A 22,819-nucleotide genomic window follows, 5' to 3' on the forward strand; every position below is an offset into this window, starting at 1 on the left:
GGCTTTTCCAAAGTGACTCGCCGTAAGGGCGAAACCAACCTCAGCCATCACCCAATAACGGATATACACGCCAGCTCAGCCAACTCACTGACTCACCACCAAGCGCACCAAGCCCGTCGCCTGTCCATGTTCAACGCGCTGATGAAACCCGCCTAATGACCTGACACCGAGCAGGTTCGCAACCCGCTGTTGCCGGTCAGCGTGTTGGCCGGCGACAGCGACGGCCTCACACCCGCCAGTGGCGGGCACGCTCTGGCGGGGCAGTTGCCCAACGCAGTGTTTCAAGTGTTGGAGAATTGCAGCCACCAACGGAGGCTGTAAAAACCACAGGCAGTGCTGGCGGGGTTCCACGCACAGGTGAAGACCCGCAACGCCTGAGTGGGCCTGTCAGCGTGGCACAGGAATAAACGCCACGCTGCCGCCCGAACGTTTCTGGAACAGCCGCTCGCCATTGTCCGGCTGCGTGGTGATCACCTGATGATCCGTGCCCAGGTAGGCCAACGGCGTCGGGTCTTCCTTTGAGTATTGCGCGACGATGATCGTGTGCTGCGGGTCGAACCCCTGGCCGCTGGTTTTTTCCAGCCAGGCCATCAGGGCGGCGCTGTCGCCCTGGCGTGGGAAGTCCTGGGTTTCGCTCACGTAGTAAAACGGCTTGCCGCCGTTTTGCAGGTACATCGGCACCTTGTTGTCGACTTCCACCAGCACCATCTGCCACTGATTCCACGGCGCGCTTTTCACCGCCTCGACGTGCACATCCTCGGCGAATCGTGTGACGCCGCCGTTGCCGGTGGTCCAGGGGTAGACCACGCCCAGCACCAGCAGCAACACCCCGGCGGTGATGCCAAAAGCCTTCTGCCAGCGCGGCCAACGGGCCGGTTGTTGCTGCAGGCGTTCACTCAGCCACCAGGCGGCCAGCAGCTGGGCGAAAGGCACCAGGGGCAGCACGTAATAACTGCGGCGACTGCCGCTGGCGGTAAAGAACACAAACAACAGGCCCAGGCCCCACACCAGCCAGCGCACGTTGGGTGGCGTTTGGCGCCAATGGCGCAGCGCCAGCCACAGGCCAAGCAACCAGCACGGCGCCCAGGGCAGGGTGTAGGCGGGCAGGTAGATCAGGTAGGTATAGATCGGCCCCATGTGGTCGAAGGGGTCGAAAAAGCGCACCACGTTTTCCTTGAACACCAGTTCAAGGCCGCTCTCGCCATAGGTGGGTGCCCCGTAAAAGTGGGACAACACGAAGGGAATCGAATAGAACGCCGCCGCGATCAGTATGGCCAGCAGCAGGCGCAGGTTGAGGTGGCGCCGGTAGCGGTGTTCGCTGAGCAGATGCGGCAACAGCACCAGGCCCGGCAACACAAAGCCGATCAAACCTTTGAACAGCGACGTTGCCGCCAGCAGCAGGAAAAATACCGTGTAGCGTCCCAGCCGCGTGTCATCCGGCCCGCGCCAATACCACCAGACCGCCGACAGCACGCCACACACGGTCAGCACATCGGCCGTGGCCACGCGGGCCCAGAACAGAAAGTAGAAGGTGGTCGCCAGCATCCAGCCGGCAATCAGCCCGGTGCCTTTACGAAACAGGCGCTCGCCGATCAGGTAGACCAGCCAGATGCTCAGCCAGGCCGCGATCACGGACGACAGGCGCAGCGACCACGGGCCGAGCCCGCCCATCAGGTTGGCGCACGCGGTAATCAGCCAATAAGAGGGCAGCGGTTTGTCGTAATACGGTGCGCCCTTGAGGTAGGGGTCGAAGTAGTCACCGCTTTGCAGCATCTGCAGCGCGATGTTGGCCCAACGGGTCTCCGGCCCCCACAAATCGCGACTGCCCAGACCCAGCAGCAGGAGTAACGCCGAGACGCCCAGCAGCAGCACCAGCGCGCCGCGTTCGGTTTTCCAGAAATTCATCGGCGGCTCTCACGGTGGGCATCACGTCAAGGAAGTTTGGGATAGATGATCAGCAGCATGGCGCCCTTGCGATAGCGCTGGCCTCCGGGTGGCAGTTGCCCTTCTTCGCGATGTTCACTGGTGCTTCTGACGCGCATCAATACGCCGACCGAGCCTTGTTGGCGGGCTTCGCTCAGCCAGGGCTGAACATTTTCAAAGCTGACTTTGCGGTGCACCGAATCTGCGTATTTGAGGCCATAGCGCAGCTCGCCCTCTGTGTCGTAGAACGCTACGTCAGGGCGGCGCAAGCGCCAGGACAAAGCCGAGGCCGAACCCAGTTCATTGCTGATCAAAGCATGGGTTTGTTGCAGTTCATCCAGATGCTCAAGCACGAACTGGTCGGGCATTTCGGTATCGGTAACCTCTTGCGGCATGCCGGCAGGCAGCAGCGCTACCAGCACGCCGATGGCCAGCGCAGGCATGGCCCACAGCGTCAGCGGGCGGAAGGCTTGCAGCAGATTCGCCAGGATCCAGCCCAGCAACACGATGAAGGTCAGCGACAGGCTGTACATCTCGGCGTGGCTGTTGCTGTACAGCGGTTTGTCGATTTGCAGGTAAATCAGGGTCGCCATCGCGCCGAGGCCGATGGCGAAATTGAACAGGCCGTTAATGCGCAGGCTGCGCGTTTTGCCGCGGTTGATCAGGCCGATCAACGCATGCCCCATCAGCAACGCCAGCGGCATCAGGCACGGCATGATGTAGGTCGGCAGCTTGCCGTTGCTCAGGCTGAAAAAACCCAGCGGCAGCAGCAGCCACAAGGCCAGAAAAATAATCGCCGGCTGGCCTTTGTCTTTCCAGGCGTTGACCACGGTCGCGGGCAACAGCGCCGCCCATGGCAGGCACGCCACCACCATGATCGGCAGGAAGAACCACCAGGCCCTGGCGTGCTGGGCATTGTTGGAGGAGAAGCGGCGGATGTGCTCGTGCCAGAAGAAGAAGCGCCAGTAGTCCGGCTCCTGTAGATGGATCGCCCACACCCACGGCAGGCACAGCACCACCGCCACCAGGATCGCCAGCGGGCCATAGCGCAACAATTCACCCAGGCGTCGCTGCCAGAGCATGTACGGCACGGCGATCAGCACCGGCAACAGCCAGGCCAGAAAGCCCTTGGTCATGAACCCCATGGCGCAGGCCACGCCCAGCATTGCCCAGGCGCCGAGCCGGCCGCGTGAGGTACGGCTGTCGAGCGCGAACCACAGTGCAACCAGGCTGAGGTTGACCCACAGGGTGAATTGCGGATCGAGGTTGGAGTAACCCGCTTGCCCCGCCACCAGCCCGAAGCTCATGTAGAGCAGGGCACAGGCGAAGCTCTTGCGCGGGTCGTTCCACAGGCGGCGGGCGATAAGGTACGCGAGCAGAACGCTCAGGCCCGTGGTCAAGGCCGAGGCAATGCGCACCCCGAAGAGGTTTTCGCCAAACACCCACTGGCCGATGGCGATCAGCCAATAGCCGGCGGCAGGTTTTTCGAAGTAACGCACGCCCATGAAATGAGGCGCCACCCAGTTGCCGCTCAGCAGCATTTCCTGGCTGATCTGGGCGTAGCGGGTTTCATCCGGGATCCATAAACCGTGCAGCCCCAAGGGCAACAGGTAGAACACGGCGAAGGCCAGCAACAGTAGCGGCAGAGGTTTCAAACGGGTCATCAAAACGTCGCTCCTTGACGTTTAACGGTGGAGTACTGAGGCATGTAAGTAATAGTAGAAAGAGTCACTAAGTTCACTAAGTCACTGAAAATATTCATGACGTCCTGAAGTAACAGGCGCAGTTAAACATGCCAGAAGAGGGCTGTCGGTTTGCTGAACATACAGGTGGGTATATGTAAAAAAGTGTCTAGAGTTGTTTCAGGACGGCGGGCCACGCGGAGTTGTTCATGATGCCCAGGGTCTCGAATTTGCCGTTGGCCTTGACCCGAACGAACAGGGCACTGCCGTACTCGGGAAACGCTGCGCGCGGGTAACCCAGAGTCTTTTCGAAGTCGGCAATACAGCCGCTGTGGGTGACAAATACGAGGTTTCGTCCGGGCTGCTTGTGGCTGAGCAGTTCTTCGCCAATGGCCGCGCCGCAGATCGCCTGCTGCCCGGAGGTCAGCTCGGCATTGCCGAACATGAAGTGTGAGGTCTGGGCCGTGCGCAATGCGGGGCTGGCGAGCACGTCGCTGCCTTCCATGCCGAGTTTGAGGAAGGCTTTGCCAAGTTCTTGCGCGCGTTGGGTGCCGACGATTGTCAGGCCTTCGGGGCCGCCGAAACAGGGGTTTGTCGAGCGGTCGCAGCGCTCTTCATGGCGCACCAGCACGATCAGGTCACCATCGCGCCAGCTGGGCAGCACTTGCGAGCTCAGCAAGCGATTGCCCACGCTCAGGTCACGCGGTGATGAGGGCCACAGCAGGAAGCCGGCGAGCAGCAGCGCGATGACTGCAAGGCCCGCCCACCACTTTCGCAACCACTTGATATAGCCGCGGCGCGAGCGCGGTTTGGTCAGGGTAAGGTCAACCACATCATTCACCATGGGCACTGTACTGCACTGTTTTTATTGAAGTAGGCGCAACGCTTCGACGGATGCCCGAAGTTGAGCAAGAGGCTGTCATAGGGCTGCTGTCTTTTCGCTGAACATCCAGCGGTTAAAAGTGGCCACGGCCGGCAACTAACGAGTTGCCGGCCCTTGGCGTGTGGTGGGCAATTTAGTGGGGCGAGGGTAGGCGGGCGGTGAAATCAATGTGAAAAAATTGCGTGGGCGCGACTATGAGCCGTTATTCTCGTTTGCAGTCTTTCACGTGAGCGCTCTTATGTTGCAGGTGCACGGTGTCCTTAAAAGCTACGCCACCCCGCAGGGCCCGCTGACGGTGTTGGCGGGCGTCGATTTGCACCTGGGCGAACGCAGTAGCCTTGCGCTGATGGGCGAGTCGGGCAGCGGTAAAAGCACGCTGCTGCATCTGGTGGCCGGGCTCGACCGCGTGGACGGCGGCAGCATCCAGGTTGGCACACAGCGCCTGGATCAACTGACCGAGGCGCAGCTGGCTCACTGGCGGCGCACCGAAATCGGCCTGGTGTTCCAGCAATTCAACCTGATCGGCAGTTTGCGCGTCGAGGACAACCTGGCGTTCCAGGCGCGGCTGGCAGGGCGCTTTGATCCGCAGTGGCAGGCACAGTTGGTGGAGCGCCTGGGGCTGGGTGACTTGCTCAAGCGTTACCCCGAGCAACTGTCCGGCGGTCAGCAGCAACGGGTGGCGGTGGGGCGCGCCCTGGCCTCGCGCCCCGGCTTGCTGCTGGCCGATGAGCCGACCGGCAATCTGGACGAAGCCACCAGCGATGAAGTGTTGCAGTTGCTGTTGGACCTGCTGCGTGACAGCGCCACCAGCCTGTTGATGGTCACCCACAGCCCGCGCATCGCAGCGCGCCTGGACCAGCAAGTGATACTGCATCGCGGCCGTGTCGTGCCCGCGGACGCGCGTTGAGATGAGCGTTTTTTATTGGACGTTGTGCGCACTGCTGAGCCATTGGCGGCGTCACCCGGTGCAGTTTTTCAGCGTGTTGACCGGCCTGTGGCTGGCCACCGCACTGTTGACCGGGGTGCAGGCGCTGAACAGCCAGGCGCGGGACAGTTATGCACGCGCCAGTCAATTGATCGGCGGTGAGCCGCAAGCCAGCCTCAGTGCGCCGGACGCTGCCAGCTTCCCCCAGGCGTTGTTTGCCGAGCTGCGCCGCGCCGGGTGGCCGGTATCGCCCGTGGTGCAGGGCCGCTTGCAGCTCAAGGGGCATGAGGACCTGCGCCTGCAACTGATGGGTATCGACCCGCTGTCGTTGCCCGGCGGCGGCGCAGTGGCGGGGCAGCGGTTGAGCCAGGCGCAAATGATCGCGTTTTTCAACCCGCCGGGGCGTACCTGGGTCGCACCGCAAACCCTGGCGGCCCTGGGGTTGCATGAGGGCGAGCAACCGCTGACCGCGAGCGGGCACGCCTTGCCACCGTTGCAGGTTCAGCAGGACATGGCTCCGGGCCTGTTGCTGACCGATATCGGTTTTGCCCAACCGCTGCTGGGCATGCCGGGGCAACTGTCGCGCCTGCTGCTGGACAAAGCCTTTGCCGCCGGTCATCCCACGCCACCGGCCGCGCTGCAACTCAAGCAGGGTGAAGACAACAACCTCGCGCGCCTCACCGAAAGCTTTCACTTGAACCTCGACGCCCTGGGCTTTTTATCCTTTGTGGTGGGGCTGTTTATTGTCCACGCCGCGATCGGCCTGGCGCTGGAACAACGGCGCGGATTATTGCGGACCTTGCGCGCCTGCGGGGTCAGCGCGCGCATGCTGATCCTCAGCCTGGGCGTCGAACTCGGCGTGTTGTCGTTGCTCGGCGGTGTGCTCGGTGTCGCCAGCGGGTATCTGTTGGCGAGCCTGCTGCTGCCGGATGTCGCCGCAAGTTTACGTGGGCTGTACGGCGCCGAGGTGCCGGGCCAGTTGAGCCTCAGCCCGTGGTGGTGGATGGCCGGGCTGGGCCTGAGCCTCGTCGGCGCGCTGCTCGCAGGCGGCAGCAGCCTGTGGCGGGCGGCGCGCTTGCCGCTGCTAGCACTGGCCAATGCCCAGGCCTGGCATGACGCGCACGCGCGCTGGTTGCGACGCCAGGGTTGGGTGGCGGCTACCGCGCTGGTCATCGCACTGCTGGCGCTAGGGTTGGGCGACAGCCTGGCGGCCGGTTTTGTGTTGATGGCCGCCTTGCTGCTGGGCGCGGCACTCGGTTTGCCGGTAGTGCTCAATGGGCTGCTGACGGCGGTGCTCGGGGGTAGCCGGTCTGTGCTCGGCCAGTGGTTTCTTGCCGACTGCCGCCAGCAGTTGCCAGCCTTGAGCCTGGCGCTGATGGCTTTGCTGCTGGCTCTGGCGGCGAATATCGGCGCGGGTTCCATGACCTCGGGCTTTCGCCAGACCTTCAATAACTGGTTGGAGCAGCGCCTGACGGCGGAGCTGTACCTCAACCCGCAAAACCCGGCTCAGGCCGAGCAACTCGCGACGTGGTTGGCGCAGCAACCCTTGGTGCAGGCGGTGCTACCGACCTGGCAGGTTGCCGTGCAACTGCAGGGCTGGCCGGCGGATGTGTTCGGCGTGGTCGACGACCCGACCTACCGCCAGCACTGGCCGTTGCTGGAGGCGGCAAGCACGCCTTGGGACCAGTTGCTGCAGGGCGACACGGTCATGCTCAGCGAACAATTGGCGAGGCGCTTAAAGGTGCAGTTGGGCGATGCCGTCGCGATTCCCACGCCTCAGGGGCTCTGGTCGCCCAAGGTGGTGGGGATTTATGCCGACTACGGCAACCCCAAAGGCCATCTGCTGGTCAATTCGCACCACCTGCTGGCGCATTGGCCGACGCTGACACCGGCCCGCTTCAACCTGCGGGTGCAGCCGCAAAAGGTGCCAACGCTGGTGCACGAGGTGCAGCGCACGTTTGCCCTGGATGACAGCCGCATCGTCGATCAGCAGCAACTCAAAGGCTGGTCGAGCCAGGTGTTTGAACGCACCTTCGCCGCCACCGCCGCCTTGAACAGCCTGACCCTCGGTGTGGCCGGCGTGGCGCTGTTTATCAGCTTGCTCACCCAGAGCCAGAGCCGGCTGGGCCAACTCGCGCCCCTGTGGGCGCTGGGCGTGACGCGTCGGCAATTGATGTTGCTCAACCTGGGCCAGACCTGGCTGTTGGCGGTGCTGACCCTGGTGCTGGCGTTGCCGCTGGGCCTGCTGCTGGCGTGGTGCCTGGACGCGGTGATCAACGTGCAGGCATTCGGCTGGCGCCTGCCATTGCAGGTGTTCCCGTGGCAGCTTGCTCAGTTGCTGGGGTTGGCGCTGCTGGCCACCTTGTTGGCCTCGGCCTGGCCGTTGTGGCAGTTGTACCGCAGTCGCCCGGCGGATTTGCTGAGGACGTTTGCCAATGAAGATTAAAGCGTGGTTGTGGGCCGCCTTGCTGTTGCTGGCCGCGTGCGACAAAGCCCCCGCGCCGCCGGAAAGCTTCGCCGGCCTGGGCAGCGATGCGGCGGACTTTGCTCAGGTGGTGCCCGGCAAGGTCTTCAGTTTTCCCGAGGACCACGGCCCCCATGATGGCTTTCGCATTGAATGGTGGTACGTCACCGCCAACCTCAAGGATGCCCAGGGCAATGTGTTCGGCGTGCAATGGACGCTGTTTCGCAACGCGTTGAAGGCGGGGCCGACGCAACCCGGCTGGCACGACTCCACGATCTGGCTCGGCCACGCCGCCGTGACCTCTGCCACTCACCATTACGCTGCCGAACGCTACGCGCGTGGCGGGATCGGCCAGGCCGGCGCCCAGGCGGTGCCGTTCAACGCCTGGATCGACGACTGGAATTTCGCTACCCGCCCCGGCGCCGCAAGCCCTCTGGCGCAGATGCAACTCAAGGCCGGCGGCGCGCAATTTGCCTACGACCTGCACCTGACCTCCAGCCGCCCACTGGTGCTGCAAGGTGACAACGGCTACAGCCGCAAATCGGATCAGGGCCAGGCGTCGTACTACTACAGCCAGCCGTTTTTCAACGCGACCGGCACTGTCAGCATCGACGGCATCACCTATCAGGTCAGCGGCCCGGCGTGGCTCGACCGTGAATGGAGCAGCCAACCACTGGCGGCCAGTCAGACCGGCTGGGACTGGTTTTCCCTGCACCTGGATCGCGGCGAGCAGTTGATGCTGTTTCGCGTTCGGCAAACAGACGGCGCGGGCTATCTCACCGGCACCTGGATTGATCAACAGGGCCGCACCGAGACGCTGCACAACGCCGATATCCAGCTCACGCCACTGACCACCACCGCAATCGACGGGCGCCACATTCCGACGCGCTGGTCATTGAAAATCCCCGGCAAGCATCTGGATATCACCCCCCAGGCCGTCAACCCGAAGGCCTGGATGAACCTGAGCATTCCGTACTGGGAAGGGCCGGTGCAGTTTGAGGGCGGGGTGGGGTATCTGGAAATGACCGGGTATTAACGCGCCTTTGTGCAGGCGCTTTTTCTCTGCCGGGTAGGCAACTTCCCAATGTGAGTGCGCGCCCCTGGACTTGTGTCCGGGCCGTATTGGTGTGCCTGGTAAGCCGACGGCCTGGGTTGGATCGGTTCAAACCGAGCGTGAAAAAACCCATAAAAATACTGTACATGCATACAGTCATGTTCTACATTCCATCCCAGGTGACCGGATGTCACCGATCACCTGAGCTTCAATTTTTTAACTATGGATGGATAAAAAATGAAACCGACAAAAGCCCTTATGCTGGGCGCGGCCATGATGGCCTCCTGCTTTATTTCGGCCTCTGCCCTGGCCGAGCCAACCCTTTCGATACTCACCCCCGGTACGGTCAACCAAGGCGTGATCGATGCGCTGAAACCGGGTGGCACGCTGACGCCCGTGCCGATCCCGGACGATCTGCTGCAAAAGCTGCTGGACGCCAAAAACGCCAAGGTAAAACCTGCTGGCAAAGCGGCCAAGTCCGCACCTTTCAACACTGCCATCGGCGAGTTGAAAAAGCCGAGCCAGGCCAACCTGAAAAGTGCTGCCGTCGCCGCCTTTGAGCCGCTGTTTCCGACCCTGGATATCAACACCCTCTACACCATCGACCAGGTGCAAACAGGCCAGGAGTTTCCCTACCACTTCAACCTGCCGCACAACGCCCGTGTATTGGTGCAGTTGATCAACCAGAGCGCCGGCGCCGATATGTCGCTGAGCCTGTTCCGCGACGACGGCCAGGGCAACCCGCAATTGATCGATACGTCCGATAACCCAGGCAATGCCGATGAATACCTGGGCGGCATCCTGCCGGCGGGTGATTACTACTGGTTCATGGTGGCCAAGACCGCCACCAACGCGCAGTTCAGTTTTGGTGTGGCGGTGGACACCAACATCGACGCCTTTGAGCCCAACGACACACCGGAAAATGCCTTTGCGCTGCCGGACACGATGAACAAGGTGACCGGCAACCTCGACAACGCCAGTGACGTTGATTACTTCGACTTCAAGGCGGTGCGCGGCCAAAGCGTGAGCATGTACCTGGCGGGTGATGAAAATGGCAGCCGCAACCAGTGGCTCTTCGAGCGCTTCGACGGTGCCAACTGGGTCACCGTGCCGGCCGGTTCCACGTCGACCTACCCGAGCGTCACGCCGGGCACCACCGTCAAGGTGCGCGTACGTGCCAACCCGGGCGTGGCACAAGACCCGACCAAGCAGTACGCCTTGAGCCTTGGCTCTACGCCACGGTTGAATGCGTCGGATGTGAAGGGCGACAACATCGTGCGGGTGCCGGCCTCGATATTCTGGATGGCGACCCAGGCCGCGCGCACGTTGAACTGGACCACCAACTGGTCCGACTCCACGGGCGCGCCTCTGTTGGGGGTTACGCCAGTGCTGCGCGTGGACAAGCGCTTTGTGGGCGCCGAGTACCACTGGACCGACTTCAAGGCCAGCACCAACAGCGCCGGCACCTCCCTGGCCAGCGCCGCGCTCGGTGAATGCTTCGGCGATTACCGCGTGCAATACCCGGACAGCAGCACCGGCGTGAAATACAACTGGGACACCACCTTCAACTTCGGCGGCTGGCGTATCGAGCTGGACGAGTTTCCCGGTGTGGGGGTGGGCGGTGACAATGTGGCGTACGTGACCTTCGGGCACATCTGCACCCAGGACATCATCCACTGATCCATTGACGCAAGCATGAAGGGGCAGTCCATCCGGGCTGCCCTTTTCATTCGCGGGCCAGTGCCTGCTTCAGTGGCAGGCGCGCCATGCTCGTGCTCTTCAACGAGCCCAGGTACAACCAGTCGCCGTATTCACGCGCGGTGGTGATGGGCGAGTAATTGCCCGAGCTGCCATCCTGCAAGTTGGCGATGACCTTGCCGTCGGTGTCCAGCCCCAGTACAAAAGCCTTACGCTCGATGGGCTTGGGCACCACCATCAGCGCCCGTACCATCACCTTGCGCAGCAACGGATAGCCGGCGAAGCCATCCAGCAACGGGTTGCGCGGCGAATACAGCGCGACCCAGAAGCGATCGCTGCCGTTGAAGCTGAGGTTGTCCGGCAGGCCTGGCAGATTGTCGATAAACAGGTCGTGGCTACCCACGTGCTCACCCTTGAGCCAGTAGCGGCTGATGCGGTAGGCGCCGGTTTCGTTCACCAGCACATAGTTCTCATCCGGCCCCAGCGCCACACCGTTGGCAAATTGCAGTTGGTCAAGCAACACCTCGGTGAGGCCGGTGGCAAAGTCATAGCGCAACAGCCGACCATCGCCGCCATGTTCAATCACGGCTTCACCATCCTGGCCGTAGCCCCAGCGACTTGACGCGTCACTGAAGTAGGCAAAGCGCCCGCTGGCGTCAACCGTCACGTCATTGGTAAAGCCAAACGGCAAGCCGTTCGCGCTGTTGCTCAGCAGCGTGAGTTGCCGATTGGTATCCAGGGCGAGCAAGCCCTTGACCCCATCGGCAATGATCAAACGCCCATCCGGGTGCAACGCCAGGCCGAGCGGGCGTCCGCCGGTATTGGCCAACACTTCCAGGATGTGGCTGTCGGGCGATGTTCGGATGATGCGCCCGTCCTGCAGGCCACTGATCAGAAACCCCTGGGCATCCAGCAGCAAGGCCTCGGGCCCGGCGATGTCCGAGGCGCCGACTCGTTGCACCGCCTTGAGCCGCTGATTCTCGGCGTAGATGCCGTCCTTCATCGACGGCGCCTTGGGCGGGGTCCAGTTCACCGGTTGTACCGGGGTGGGCATCAGCAGCAGAAAGGCGATCAGCGCAAGCGATACAACGAACAGCCCATGACGAAGATGTTGACGGCGGTGGCTCATGACTGTTCCTGGTTGTCGTGGGCGTTCGGTTCCCAGTGCAGAGTGCCGAACAGGTAATCCATCAGCGGCAGGACGATATTGAAATTACGCCCTTGCATCAGTTCGCGGCGGTGGTGCAGGGCGTGCAATTGGTGCATCTGGCGGATCCACGGCAGGCGTGCCACGCGGTGGTTGGCAGGCAGGTGTTCGCAGGCGTGGAACACCTCGTAGAGCAAGTAACCGAGGATCATGCAGCCGGCAAACAGCCCGGCGATGTTGGGGCTCAGGTGCTTGAGCAACCACCAGGCGGGGAGGGTGATGGCCAGGCTGTGCAGCACGATCAGCCACGCCGGGAACAGGATCACGCGCCAGTCCCGAGGGCTGTCGTAGGTCATGTGGCCGGGCGTGAAGAAACTGTGATGGTCGCCGGTGTGCCGCGCGTAGAACAGCCGGGCGAGGGTGTGCTTGTGATGGCCGAGGTGGCGGTGCACGAGGTAGATGCACAGGTTGAAGAACACCAGGGTCAGGGGCACCGTCAGCCACTGCAGCGGGGTGATGTGTTCGGTGGAGGACCAGGCGAGGGTGATGCAGAAAATGCCATAGCCGAGGACGAAACCGGCGTGCAGCCATGGGTGGTAATGGCGGCTTATGGCCGCGCGATAACGGGTGCGGAAGGTCTCGGTAGGGTGGGCCATGGCGGTCAGCTCGGTATTTTTTTGTTGGAGGCTGAGCTTAGTTGGTGGTGGGGAATGCGCGAGTTTTTGCGCAGTACACCGATCAAGATCTGGGAGCGGGCTTGCTCGCGAAAGCGGTGTGTCAGTCAGCTCATGTGTCACTGACCCACCGCATTCGCGGGCAAGCCCACTCCCACAATTTGACCGAGTTCAGCCGCCACCACCGCACTGCTTTGCTTTTCTGTGGGAGCTGGCTTGCCTGCGATGCAGGCACCTCGGTGTGTCAGGCATAACCAATAGATGCCATCGCAGGCAAGCCAGCTCCCACCTTTGACCGAGTACAAACGAAACCCATCTACCTGATGCATAGAGATCCAAATGTGGGAGCGGGCTTGCCCGCGAATGCGGTGTGTCAGTCAGCTCATGTGTCACTGACCCACCGCCTTCGCGGGCAAGCCCGCTCCCACAATTTGACTGAGTTCAGCCTCCACCACCGCACTGCTTTGCTTTTCTGTGGGAGCTGGCTTGCCTGCGATGCAGGCACCTCGGTGTGTCAGTGACACCCTGTTGATGCCATCGCAGGCAAGCCAGCTCCCACATTTGATTGAGTTCAGCCTTCAAAGATCAGGTCGGCTGTCAGGCCGCCTCGGTTTTGCTTCTACCACTCAGGTCGGCTACTAGGCCGCCGTGCTCTGTTTTTGATCTTGATCTTAGGCGCCCGGTTAAACCACGCTGGCCGAGTGGTGGGGCAAGAGCCCTTGGGTTACTTTGGGGCTTTTTTTCCAAAGTGACTCGCCGTAAGGGCGAAACCAACCTCAGCCATCACCCAATAACGGATACGCCCCCAAAGCCTCCACCGCTAATAGCATCCCAGCAAAAAGCCGCCTGATCGTTATTGAATACCGATGGACCAGCTCTGTGTGGTCTGGTCCTCGTGGCGCGGCTCCAGGTCATCTTCATACTGGCAACGCGGGCCCTTGCAGTGGTAGTCGAAGGTCACCGGCGCCTGGGTCTTGATGGGGAACAACGATTTGGCCGTCGCCGGTGCAGCCTGTGGCGCGGCCTCGGTGACGGGCGCTTCGTAGGTCAAATCCAGCGTTGCAGCGTGGGCCACGATGGGCAGGAGGGCGAGCGCTGCACTCGCCAGAACGGTCCTTGTAAATAGCATCTGAAACAATCCGCGCAACAAAAAATGAAGCGCGAATTATAAGCCAGGCGCAACCGCCGATGCACACCGCAGTCCGCGGTCGAACGCCGCAGTTCAGAACACCCGAGGCGCCTCAAGGTGTTCCGTGGGGAACGCATGGGCATAGGCCTGACACACCCGCAGCACCTGCTCATCGGCAAACCGCGCGCCCACCACATGCAGCCCCACCGGCAAGCCATTCGCCGCCAACCCGCACGGCACCGACGCCGCCGGTTGCTGGGTGAGGTTGAAGGGATAGGTAAACGGCGTCCACTCCATCCATTCGTTCAGGCCCGAACCCGGTGGTACGTTGTGCCCCGCCTCGAACGCAGTGATGGGCATCATCGGCGACACCAGCACGTCGTAATGCTCATGAAACGCCGCCATCCGCGCCACCAGTGCCGCGCGGGCTTCGAGGGCGTCATTGAAGTCGCGCAGGCTCAGCTGTTCGCCGCGTTGCGCGATACGCAGCAGGCCGGGGTCGAGCAGCTGTTTTTGCGCCTCGCTCATCGTGCTGGTCAGGCGGGCGGCGCCGGCGGCCCATAAGGTGCTGAACACCTCCAGCGGGTCACTGAACCCCGGGTCGATCTGCTCGACATGCGCGCCCAGTTGCACCAACCCTTGCACGGCTTGGGCGACGACGTTGGCCACCTGCGGGTCGACATCCACATAACCGAAGGTCGGGCTGTAGGCCACACGCAAGCCTTGCAAATCCGCGCCCGGCTTGAGCCACGGCGTGGTCCGTGGCGCACCGATCAGGCCATCGCGCGCATCCGGCTGCGCGACGGTTTGCAGCATCAGCACGGTGTCTTCCACCGTGCGCGTCATCGGCCCCAGGTGCGACAGAATCGTCATCGAACTGGCCGGCCACTGCGGTATGTAGCCGAAGGTCGGCTTGATGCCAAAGGTGCCGGTGAACGCACACGGAATGCGGATCGAGCCACCGGCATCGCTGCCCTGGTGCAGCACGCCCAGGTTCAACGCCGCCGCCGCGCCCGCGCCACCGGACGAGCCGCCCGCGGTGGTGCGGGTGTCCCACGGGTTGCGGGTGATGCCGTACAACGGGTTGTCGGTGACGCCTTTCCAGCCGAATTCCGGGGTGGTGGTTTTGCCCAGCAGCACCGCACCGGCCTTGCGCATCAGGGCCGAGAAGGGCGCATCCACGTCCCACGGCCCGCCGGCGGAGGTGGTGCGTGAACCCTTGCGGGTGGGCATGCCAAGGGTCAGCGTCAGGTCTTTGATCGAAGCGGGCACGCCGTCCAGCGCGCCGCAGGGTTGGCCTTTGAGCCAGCGTTGTTCCGAGGCGCGCGCAGCGCTCAGGGCACCCTCAGGATCGACATGGCAGTAGGCGTTCACCACCGGGTTGTAGCGCTCGATACGCAGCAAGGCATCTTCGGTGACCTCCACCGGCGACAGGCTTTTGTCGCGAAAATGCTGCAGCAGTTGCACTGCTGTCAGTTGGCCCATCTCACTCATGTCAGGTCCCCCTGCGCCGCGTTGACCATGGCGCGCAGCAGCACCGCGCAGCCTGCTGCCAGGTCATCCGGCGCGGCGTTTTCGATTTCGTTATGGCTGATGCCGCCTTCGCACGGTACAAAGATCATCCCGGCCGGGCCGAGTTCGGCGACGAAAATCGCGTCATGTCCGGCGCCGCTGACGATGTCCATATGGCTCAAGCCCAAGGCCGTTGCGCCGTCACGCACGGCGTTGACGCAGGCCGGGGCGAAATCCAGCGGCGGGAAGTCGGCGGTGGGCGTCAGCGCAAACGTCAATCCGTGGCGTGCAGCCGTGGCTTCAATCACGCCGCGCACTTCATCGACCATGGCTTGCAACCTGTCGGCGTGCAGGTGGCGCAGGTCGATGGTCATGTGCACCTGGCCGGGAATCACATTGCGCGAGCCTGGGTGCACGCTCAGGCAACCGACCGTGCCGCAGGCGTGTGGCTGTTGCTGATGAGCGATACGGTTGACCGCGCTGACGACTTCGGCGGCGCCGACCAGGGCGTCCTTGCGCAGGTGCATGGGCGTGGGGCCGGCGTGGGCTTCGACACCGGTGAGGGTCAGGTCGAACCACTTCTGGCCCAGGCAACCCATGACCACGCCAATGGTGGTGGCCTGGTCTTCCAGCACCGGGCCTTGTTCGATATGCGCCTCGAAATACGCGCCTACCGGGTGGCCAAGCACCGCACGTGAGCCGGCGTAGCCGATGCGCTGCAGTTCAGCGCCTACCGACAGGCCGTGCTCGTCCTGTTTGTCGAGGGTTTCCTGCAAGTCGAACTGACCGGCAAACACCCCGGAGCCCATCATGCACGGCGGAAAACGCGAGCCTTCTTCGTTGGTCCACACCACCACCTCGATCGGCGCTTGGGTCTCAATGCCAAGGTCATTCAAGGTGCGGATCACTTCCAGCCCGGCCATCACGCCGTAGCAGCCGTCGAACTTGCCACCCGTGGGCTGGGTGTCGATATGGCTGCCGGTCATCACCGGGGGCAGGGCGGGATTGCGCCCGGCACGCCGGGCAAAAATATTGCCGATGGCGTCAACACTGACGCTGCACCCAGCCGCCTCGCACCAGTGCACGAACAGGTCGCGGGCCTGGCGGTCGAGGTCGGTGAGCGCCAGGCGGCACACGCCGCCTTTGACGGTGGCGCCCAGTTGGGCCAGGTCCATCAGCGATTGCCACAGGCGGTCGCGGTTGATCAGCGGGGCGTTGCTCTTGAGCGGTTGCGCAAAACTATTCATGGGCACTCTCCGGTCAGGCACTCAGGGCCAAATAACGGTTCTTGATGCTTGGGTCGGCGCGGAAGGCAGCGGCGCTGCCCTCGTACACCACGCGGCCCTGTTCGAGCACGTAATGGCGGTCGGCGAGCTTGTCGCAGACCATCAGGTTCTGTTCCACCAGCAGCACGGGCAGGCCGTCGTCCTTGACCTTGCGCAGGATTTTCACCAGTTCGTCGACGATCACCGGCGCGAGGCCTTCGGTGGGTTCATCGAGGATCAGCAGCTTGGGATCGTTGAGCAGCGCGCGGGCGATGGCGAGCATCTGTTGCTCACCGCCGGATAACGCATGGCCGGCGTTTTTGCGCCGCTCCTTGAGGCGCGGGAACATGCCGTACACGTCGTCCAGCTGCCAGCGGCTGGTCTTGCGCACGGCGATGCGCAGGTTTTCTTCGACGCTCAGCAGGCGGAAAATCCCGCGGTTTTCCGGCACCAGCGCCAAGCCCTGGCGGGCGATTTCGAAGATCTTCTGGCCCACCAGCGCCTGGCCATTGAAGTGAATCTGGCCCTGGCGCGGGCAGATAATCCCGAGGATGCTGCGCAGCGTGGTGGTCTTGCCGGCGCCATTGCGGCCCAGCAGGGTCACCAGCTCGCCGGGGTTGACGGTCAGCGACACGCCTTCGAGTACGTAGCTTTTGTCGTAGTAGGAATGGATATTCTCGACGATCAGCATCAGGCGGCCTCTCCCAGGTAAGCAGTGCGCACACGTTCATCGGCGCGCACGAACTCCGGCGTGCCTTCCACCAGGATCTGCCCGTGGCTCATCACGGTGATGCGTTGGCTGATGGACATGACGATGCTCATGTTGTGTTCGATCAACAGCACCGTGTGGTCGCGGCCGAGGTCGCTGATCAACTGGGTCATGATCGGGATGTCATCGATGCCCATGCCCGAGGTGGGTTCGTCGAGCATCAACAGTTTTGGCTTGGAGCAGATCGACATGCCAACTTCCAGCACACGCTGCTGGCCGTGGGACAGCTCACCGGCCAGGGTGTCGGCGCGGCTCGTGAGTTGCAGGCGTTCGAGTACCTGGTCGGCCATCTCCAGGTGCTCGCGCTTGCTGTCGACCCGGCGCCAGAAGTTCAGCGCACGCGCACCGTCGCGGCCCTGGGCGGCCAGGCGCAGGTTCTCGCGCACGCTGAGGTTCTGGAACAGGCTGGTGAGCTGAAACGAACGCGCCATGCCCAGGCCGACGCGGGCGTGGGCGGGTTTGCGCATCAGGTTCTGGCCGTCGAAATGAATTGCCCCTCCAGTGGCCTGGCGTTCGCCGGTCAGGCAGTGAAACAGGCTGGTCTTGCCGGCGCCGTTGGGGCCGATGATGGTGTGGATGGTGCCGGCTTCGACCTTGAGGTTGACGCCGTTCACCGCGTGGAACGCACCGTAGGCCAGTTCCAGGTTCTGGGTTTCCAGCAGGATGCTCATGACAGCTTCTCCTTGGTCACAACGTCGGCCTTGCGGCTGCCGCGTACGCGTTCGAACAGTGACGACAGCCCGCCCCACAGACCGCCGCGCATGAAGATCACCACCAGAATCAGGATGATGCCGAGCAGCATCAGCCAGCGCGGCCACAGGTCGGAGAGAAAGTCGCCCAGCAGCACGATGGAACCGGCGCCCAGCAACGAGCCGAACAGCGAACCGGTGCCGCCGACGATGGTCATGATCAGGATGTTTTCGGACATCGCCAGGTCGATGTTCGACAGCGGCACAAAGTGCAGCAACATCGCGTACAGCGCCCCGGCGATGCCGGTGACGGCGCCGGACAGCACAAACACCAGGATCTTGAAGTGGCGCGTGTCGTAGCCGATGGCCGAGGCGCGGGTTTCGTTTTCGCGGATGGCCATCAAGGTGCTGCCGAACGGCGAGGCGATGACCCGGCGTGCGCCGATGAAGATCAACAGGAACAGCACCGCGACAAAGCCATAGAACGCGCGGGCGTCGGCCAGCGACAGCAGCACGGTGTCACCGAGGCGGATTTCCGGGCGCGGCACGCTGAGCAGGCCGTTGTCACCGCCGGTCCAGTCGCTCAGGGTGTAGGCGACGAAGTAGGCCATCTGGCTGAACGCCAGGGTCAGCATCACGAAGTAGATGCCGGTGCGCCGGATTGCCAGGGCGCCCACCAGCAGCGCGAGGAAACCGCCGGCCACGGCGGCGCCGAGCAGGGCAGGGAACAGGCCCAGTTGCAGGTGGATCATCAACAGTGCAGCGCAATAGGCGCCGGCCCCGAAAAAGATGCCTTGGCCGAACGACAACAGCCCGGTGTAGCCCAGCAGCAGGTTGCAGGCCAGGGCGGCCATGGCAAAGATCAGGATCTCGGTGGCCAGGGTCGCCGAAGGCAATATCAACGGCAAACCGATCAGTACCGCCAGTACCCACAGCAACATCGCTTTTGACTGGGTCTTGGCAAACGGCAGGGGATTTTTCTCGCTCATGTCAGGCTCTCCCAAACAGGCCGTAAGGGCGCACCAGAATCACCACGGCCATCGCGCCGTAGATCATCAGGCTCGCGCCTTGGGGCCAAAGTGTGGTCATCAGGCTTTGCACCACGCCCACCAGCAGACCGCCGACCAGCGCACCACTGAACGAGCCCATGCCGCCGATCACCACCACCACGAACGCCACGCCGAGAATCTCCGGGCCGACGAAGGGCTGGGCGCCGCGCAAGGGCGCAAACAGCACGCCGGCGACGCCGGCCAGGGCTACGCCGAGGGCGAAGGTCATCGAGAACAGGCGGAAGATATTGGTGCCCAGCAGCGACACGGTCTCGGTGCTTTCACTGCCGGCGCGCACCAGGGCGCCGAAGCGTGTGCGCTCCAGCAGCAGCCACAAACCCAGGCCGACCAGCCCGGAAAACACAATGAGAAACAGGCGGTAGTAGGGGTAGACGAAGTCGCCGACCACCAGCACGCCGCGCAGCAGTTCCGGCACGGCGACGCTTTTGCCCACCGGGCCCCAGATCATCACGCTGGCTTCCTGGATGATCAGCGCGATACCCAGCGTCACCAGGATCTGGAACATGTGCGGCAAGTGATAAATGCGCTGGATCAACAGTCGCTCGATCACCCAGGCCAGCGCGGCCACCACCAGCGGCGCGATCAGCAGCGCCAGCCAGAAGTTGCCGGTGAGGCTCACGGCGGTGTAGCAGATGTAGGCGCCCAGCAGGAAGAACGCGCCGTGGGCGAAGTTGACGAAGTTGAGCAGACCGAAAATGATTGTCAGCCCGACCGCGATCAGAAAGTAGATCATCCCCAGCCCAAGGCCGTTGAGGATCTGGAACAGGTAAAGGTTAAGCATGCAGGAACCCTCGGACAGGTGGCCGCGCGGGCGGCCCTGTCGTGTACAACCGGTGATGGTTTAGCGGATCAGCCGAGCACGCAGCCCGTGGCTTGCACCGGCGGGAACGACTGGCCGGCACTGAGCACTTTGGCCAGGTCGTCCTTGTCGGCCATGTCGCCGGCGGCTTTGCCGATCATCAGGTAGTAATCCTTGATCACCTGATGGTCGCCGGCGCGGATCGATTCCTGACCGGTGGGGCCTTCAAAACTCAGGCCCTGCATGGCCTTGGCTACCGTCGGCCCGTCGAAGCTGCCGGTGGCAATGATGGTGTCGAGCATGACCTTGGTGCTGATGTAGTCGGCGGCCAGCGGGTAGGTGGGGTTGATGCTGTATTTGGCCTGGGTCAGCTTGACCAGTTCACGGTTGAGCGGGCTGTCGACCTGGTGCCAGTACTGCGCGCCGAGGTACACGCCTTCGAGCACATCGCTGCCCAGTTCCTGGAATTGATCGAGGCCGGCGGACCACACCAGCAGCACTTTCATGCGCTCCTTGATGCCGAAATTCACCGCCTGGCGCAGGGTGTTGGATGACTGGCTGCCGAAGTTGAGCAGCACCAGCACGTCGGGTTTGGCGGCGATGGCGTTGGTCAGGTAGCCGGAGAATTCCTGCTCCTGCAAAGAGTGATAGCTGTTGCCGACGTGTTCCAGGCCGTTTTCCTTGAGCACGTTTTTGGCGCCTTCGAGCAAGGCTTCGCCAAACACGTACTGCGGGGTGATGGTGTACCAGCGCTTGGCGTCCGGCAGCAGCTTGATCAGCGGCACCAGGGTTTCGCGGATCGCGCCGTAGGTGGGCACCGACCAGCGGAAAGTCGCACTGTTGCAGTCCTTGCCGGTCACCTCATCGGCGCCCACCGGGGTCATGAACACGCCGCCGACCTTGCTGACTTCCTTGGCCACCGCCAAGGCCGATGACGACAGCGTGCAGCCCTGGAAGAACCGTGCGCCGTCCTGCTGGATCGCCTCCTGGACCTTGCGCACCGCCTTGCCGGCGTTGCCTTCGGTGTCGATGACCTTGTAGTTGAGCGGGCGGCCGAGAATTTCGGGGTGTTGTTCCACCGCGAGCCGCGAACCCATGTCGGCAAACTTGCCATAGCTGGCAAAGGCGCCAGACATGGACTTGAGGCCGTAAAAGGTGAAGGGTTCGGCGGCGAATGCAGAACGCACGCCCAGCGGAAGGCTGAGGGCGGCGGCTGCGGTAAGACTGGCTTTCAACAACGTACGACGCTGCATGGGGTGACTCCCTGGTTTAGTTATTGGCAGGAGCGGCAATGGCGATACGGTGGAGCAAGGGCCTGTGGGCAGGCCTGTTATTGGATGATTGGCTTCAACGGGTTTAACTCGGTCAACGGTGGGCGCTGGCTTGCCTGCGATAGCATCGACTCAGTTCAACTGATCCACCGAGGTGCCTGCATCGCAGGCAAGCCAGCTCCCACTTTGATTGGGTTTGCACAGGTGGATCTGAGGTGTTTTTAAGAGTGATCGAACTCCAATAGAAAGTGCGGGCTGACCTCGCCTTCAAGGGCGGTCATATGGTGTTCGGCGTCGCACATGTGTTCATGCATCAAGCTGCGCACCGCACGTTCATCGCCGGCACGAAAGGCAATCAGCAACTGCTTGTGATAGTCGAGGTTGGCGGCGTCGAACTGCTTGCGCTTGGGCTTGTAGGCTTTTTTCAGCACCACCAGATCGCGCAGCAAATCGTTGAGAAACTGCGCCATGAAACTCAGCAACGGGTTGGGGCAGGCCTTGGCCAGCAGGTTGTGGAACTCCAGCTCCGCCAGGCGCTGTTCGCGCTGGCCGGCCTCGCTGTCCTCGGGCGCGCTGCACAAATCCACGTTGTCTTGCAGGGCCTGATAGTCGTCCTCGCTCAAGCGTCCGAGCACCGACACGGCCAGTTCCACTTCGATGACCTTGCGCAGCTGGTACACCTGCTCGCCGTCCAGGTGCTGAAAATGCAGGTAGTTGCGCAACGCACGGCTGGCGGGCTCGGTGCCGGCCTGGTTCAGATACGCACCGCCACTGGGACCGGTGCGCGTACTCACCAGGCCTTCCACTTCCAGCGCTTTGAGCGCTTCACGGGCCGAGCCTTTGGAACACTGGAAGCTTTCCATCAACTCGCGCTCGGTGGGCAGGCGGTCGCCGGGTTTCAAGGCATCGGTGACGATAGACCGCTTGACCGACTCGACAATCACATCGGAGAGCTTCTGGCGTTTGCGTCGCAACGGGCGGCTGAGCATGGGCGTCTATTGATCCTATTAATGCGGATTAATAGCACTTAATAACGATTGGTCGAGAGCGTCAACGCAGGGTGTCGTTTTCGGCGCGAAGAGGTCGTAATCGCAGTGATTATTCCCAGCGGCCGGGGTCGAGACAGCGCGTGGAAGGAGGCGGCTGTTGGCCGTTGACCAGAAAATCCGCGACCCAGCGGTTGACGCACCCGGCTGCGACGGCGTCGGGTCGGGATGATTCCTTGAGCAACAATTGCTCGACGCCAGAGGTGGCGGGTTCCGCGTGCCCGGCGTTGACCAAGACCATGCGCGCTACGCGTTCGGTAAACAGCGCGGCGTACCGACTGCCAAGTCGGGTGGCCTGGGCATTGCCGAGGAAGTTGAGCCGGGCCTCGCCGAGTTGTTCGCGCACAAACTCCATATCGCGCGCGGCCTGTTCCACACCGGTTTCCTGGCTCAGGTCGCGGGGGCTCAGTTCGATCACGTCATAACGGTTGGTCAGGGTGCGATAGGCCGCCGTGGCGTAGGACTCCCAGCGGCTGACCAGTTTGAGGACGAAGGTTGCGCCCTGGCCCTTTTGCGGCTCGCCGGCCTGAATGAACACCACACCCTCGCGGCTCAGCGGTTGCCGGGCGCCGACACGGGTCAGGGCCAGGCGCACAGTGCCACGCTTGGGCGCGGCGTGGTCACGGGGCACGCTGACGCTGCCGCATTGGGTGCGCTCCAGCACCTCAGGGTCCGGCCGTTCAAAGGCGGGGAAGGGACAATCCAGCAGCCAGTCGATCGCCGTGGGCGCGATCAGAGGCTCGGCAAAAGCCCGGCTTGCCATCAGCCAGAGGCAGGCGCACGTCAGGCTTTTTACAACAACGCTGGGTTTCATCTAGA

Annotated in this window: 19 protein-coding genes; 4 read left to right on the forward strand and 15 right to left on the reverse strand. The window is 62.8% G+C overall.

Annotated features, from left to right (window positions below; genetic code table 11):
• Positions 1-387: 387 nt before the first annotated feature.
• The 3 genes from NTD89_RS19635 to NTD89_RS19645 form a co-directional block, all read right to left on the reverse strand.
• Positions 388-1,905: an ArnT family glycosyltransferase gene (locus tag NTD89_RS19635; protein ID WP_262209204.1), complete on the reverse strand. Its 1,518-nt coding sequence runs from the start codon at positions 1,903-1,905 to the stop codon at positions 388-390.
• A gap of 26 nt (positions 1,906-1,931) precedes the next feature.
• The gene (gene arnT / locus NTD89_RS19640; RefSeq protein WP_262209205.1) at positions 1,932-3,587 is read right to left on the reverse strand and encodes a lipid IV(A) 4-amino-4-deoxy-L-arabinosyltransferase; all 1,656 of its coding nucleotides are present in this window, start codon (positions 3,585-3,587) and stop codon (positions 1,932-1,934) included.
• 187 nt (positions 3,588-3,774) lie between these two features.
• Positions 3,775-4,449 (reverse strand): histidine phosphatase family protein, encoded by a 675-nt coding sequence (locus NTD89_RS19645; protein ID WP_242199521.1) that lies wholly within the window; start codon positions 4,447-4,449, stop codon positions 3,775-3,777.
• Between the two features lie 277 nt (positions 4,450-4,726).
• On the opposite strand from NTD89_RS19645, the gene NTD89_RS19650 reads away from it, so the two are divergent.
• The 4 genes from NTD89_RS19650 to NTD89_RS19665 all read left to right on the forward strand — a co-directional run bounded on the left by NTD89_RS19650 (position 4,727) and on the right by NTD89_RS19665 (position 10,611).
• The gene (locus tag NTD89_RS19650) at positions 4,727-5,395 is read left to right on the forward strand and encodes an ABC transporter ATP-binding protein (protein ID WP_145163684.1); all 669 of its coding nucleotides are present in this window, start codon (positions 4,727-4,729) and stop codon (positions 5,393-5,395) included.
• 1 nt (position 5,396) lies between these two features.
• Positions 5,397-7,859: an ABC transporter permease gene (locus tag NTD89_RS19655; RefSeq protein WP_262209206.1), complete on the forward strand. Its 2,463-nt coding sequence runs from the start codon at positions 5,397-5,399 to the stop codon at positions 7,857-7,859.
• Positions 7,849-8,913 (forward strand): lipocalin-like domain-containing protein, encoded by a 1,065-nt coding sequence (locus NTD89_RS19660; RefSeq protein ID WP_262209207.1) that lies wholly within the window; start codon positions 7,849-7,851, stop codon positions 8,911-8,913. The genes NTD89_RS19655 and NTD89_RS19660 overlap by 11 nt, the downstream gene beginning before the upstream one ends.
• Before the next feature lie 255 nt (positions 8,914-9,168).
• The gene (locus tag NTD89_RS19665; RefSeq protein ID WP_262209208.1) at positions 9,169-10,611 is read left to right on the forward strand and encodes a hypothetical protein; all 1,443 of its coding nucleotides are present in this window, start codon (positions 9,169-9,171) and stop codon (positions 10,609-10,611) included.
• Between the two features lie 46 nt (positions 10,612-10,657).
• On the opposite strand, the gene NTD89_RS19670 is transcribed toward NTD89_RS19665, so the two are convergent.
• The 12 genes from NTD89_RS19670 to NTD89_RS19725 all read right to left on the reverse strand — a co-directional run bounded on the left by NTD89_RS19670 (position 10,658) and on the right by NTD89_RS19725 (position 22,814).
• Positions 10,658-11,758 (reverse strand): SMP-30/gluconolactonase/LRE family protein, encoded by a 1,101-nt coding sequence (locus NTD89_RS19670; RefSeq protein WP_262209210.1) that lies wholly within the window; start codon positions 11,756-11,758, stop codon positions 10,658-10,660.
• Positions 11,755-12,432 (reverse strand): sterol desaturase family protein, encoded by a 678-nt coding sequence (locus NTD89_RS19675; protein WP_262209211.1) that lies wholly within the window; start codon positions 12,430-12,432, stop codon positions 11,755-11,757. The genes NTD89_RS19670 and NTD89_RS19675 overlap by 4 nt, the downstream gene beginning before the upstream one ends.
• An 871-nt stretch (positions 12,433-13,303) precedes the next feature.
• Positions 13,304-13,579, reverse strand: a complete 276-nt coding sequence (locus NTD89_RS19680) for a hypothetical protein (protein WP_242199268.1) — start codon at positions 13,577-13,579, stop codon at positions 13,304-13,306.
• 93 nt (positions 13,580-13,672) lie between these two features.
• Positions 13,673-15,073: an amidase gene (locus NTD89_RS19685; RefSeq protein WP_262209214.1), complete on the reverse strand. Its 1,401-nt coding sequence runs from the start codon at positions 15,071-15,073 to the stop codon at positions 13,673-13,675.
• A complete protein-coding gene (locus tag NTD89_RS19690; RefSeq protein WP_262209216.1) occupies positions 15,070-16,338 on the reverse strand; it encodes a Zn-dependent hydrolase in 1,269 nt (422 codons plus the stop codon). Before NTD89_RS19690 ends, NTD89_RS19685 begins: the two co-directional genes overlap by 4 nt.
• 13 nt (positions 16,339-16,351) lie before the next feature.
• Positions 16,352-17,047, reverse strand: a complete 696-nt coding sequence (locus tag NTD89_RS19695; protein ID WP_262209218.1) for an ABC transporter ATP-binding protein — start codon at positions 17,045-17,047, stop codon at positions 16,352-16,354.
• Positions 17,047-17,796: an ABC transporter ATP-binding protein gene (locus NTD89_RS19700; protein ID WP_145163703.1), complete on the reverse strand. Its 750-nt coding sequence runs from the start codon at positions 17,794-17,796 to the stop codon at positions 17,047-17,049. Before NTD89_RS19700 ends, NTD89_RS19695 begins: the two co-directional genes overlap by 1 nt.
• Positions 17,793-18,803, reverse strand: coding sequence for a branched-chain amino acid ABC transporter permease (locus NTD89_RS19705; RefSeq protein ID WP_145163705.1), 1,011 nt, complete (start codon positions 18,801-18,803; stop codon positions 17,793-17,795). Before NTD89_RS19705 ends, NTD89_RS19700 begins: the two co-directional genes overlap by 4 nt.
• Position 18,804: 1 nt before the next feature.
• Positions 18,805-19,665, reverse strand: coding sequence for a branched-chain amino acid ABC transporter permease (locus tag NTD89_RS19710; RefSeq protein WP_015884776.1), 861 nt, complete (start codon positions 19,663-19,665; stop codon positions 18,805-18,807).
• A gap of 68 nt (positions 19,666-19,733) precedes the next feature.
• Positions 19,734-20,936 carry an ABC transporter substrate-binding protein gene (locus tag NTD89_RS19715; protein ID WP_262209220.1) on the reverse strand — a complete coding sequence of 401 codons (1,203 nt, stop codon included), beginning with the start codon at positions 20,934-20,936 and terminating at the stop codon, positions 19,734-19,736.
• 239 nt (positions 20,937-21,175) lie between these two features.
• Positions 21,176-21,943 carry a FadR/GntR family transcriptional regulator gene (locus NTD89_RS19720; RefSeq protein ID WP_242199274.1) on the reverse strand — a complete coding sequence of 256 codons (768 nt, stop codon included), beginning with the start codon at positions 21,941-21,943 and terminating at the stop codon, positions 21,176-21,178.
• Between the two features lie 109 nt (positions 21,944-22,052).
• The gene (locus tag NTD89_RS19725; RefSeq protein ID WP_262209221.1) at positions 22,053-22,814 is read right to left on the reverse strand and encodes an alpha/beta hydrolase; all 762 of its coding nucleotides are present in this window, start codon (positions 22,812-22,814) and stop codon (positions 22,053-22,055) included.
• Positions 22,815-22,819 lie beyond the last annotated feature (5 nt).

It is taken from the genome of Pseudomonas sp. 14P_5.3_Bac1 (assembly GCF_025466135.1).
Lineage (GTDB): Bacteria > Pseudomonadota > Gammaproteobacteria > Pseudomonadales > Pseudomonadaceae > Aquipseudomonas.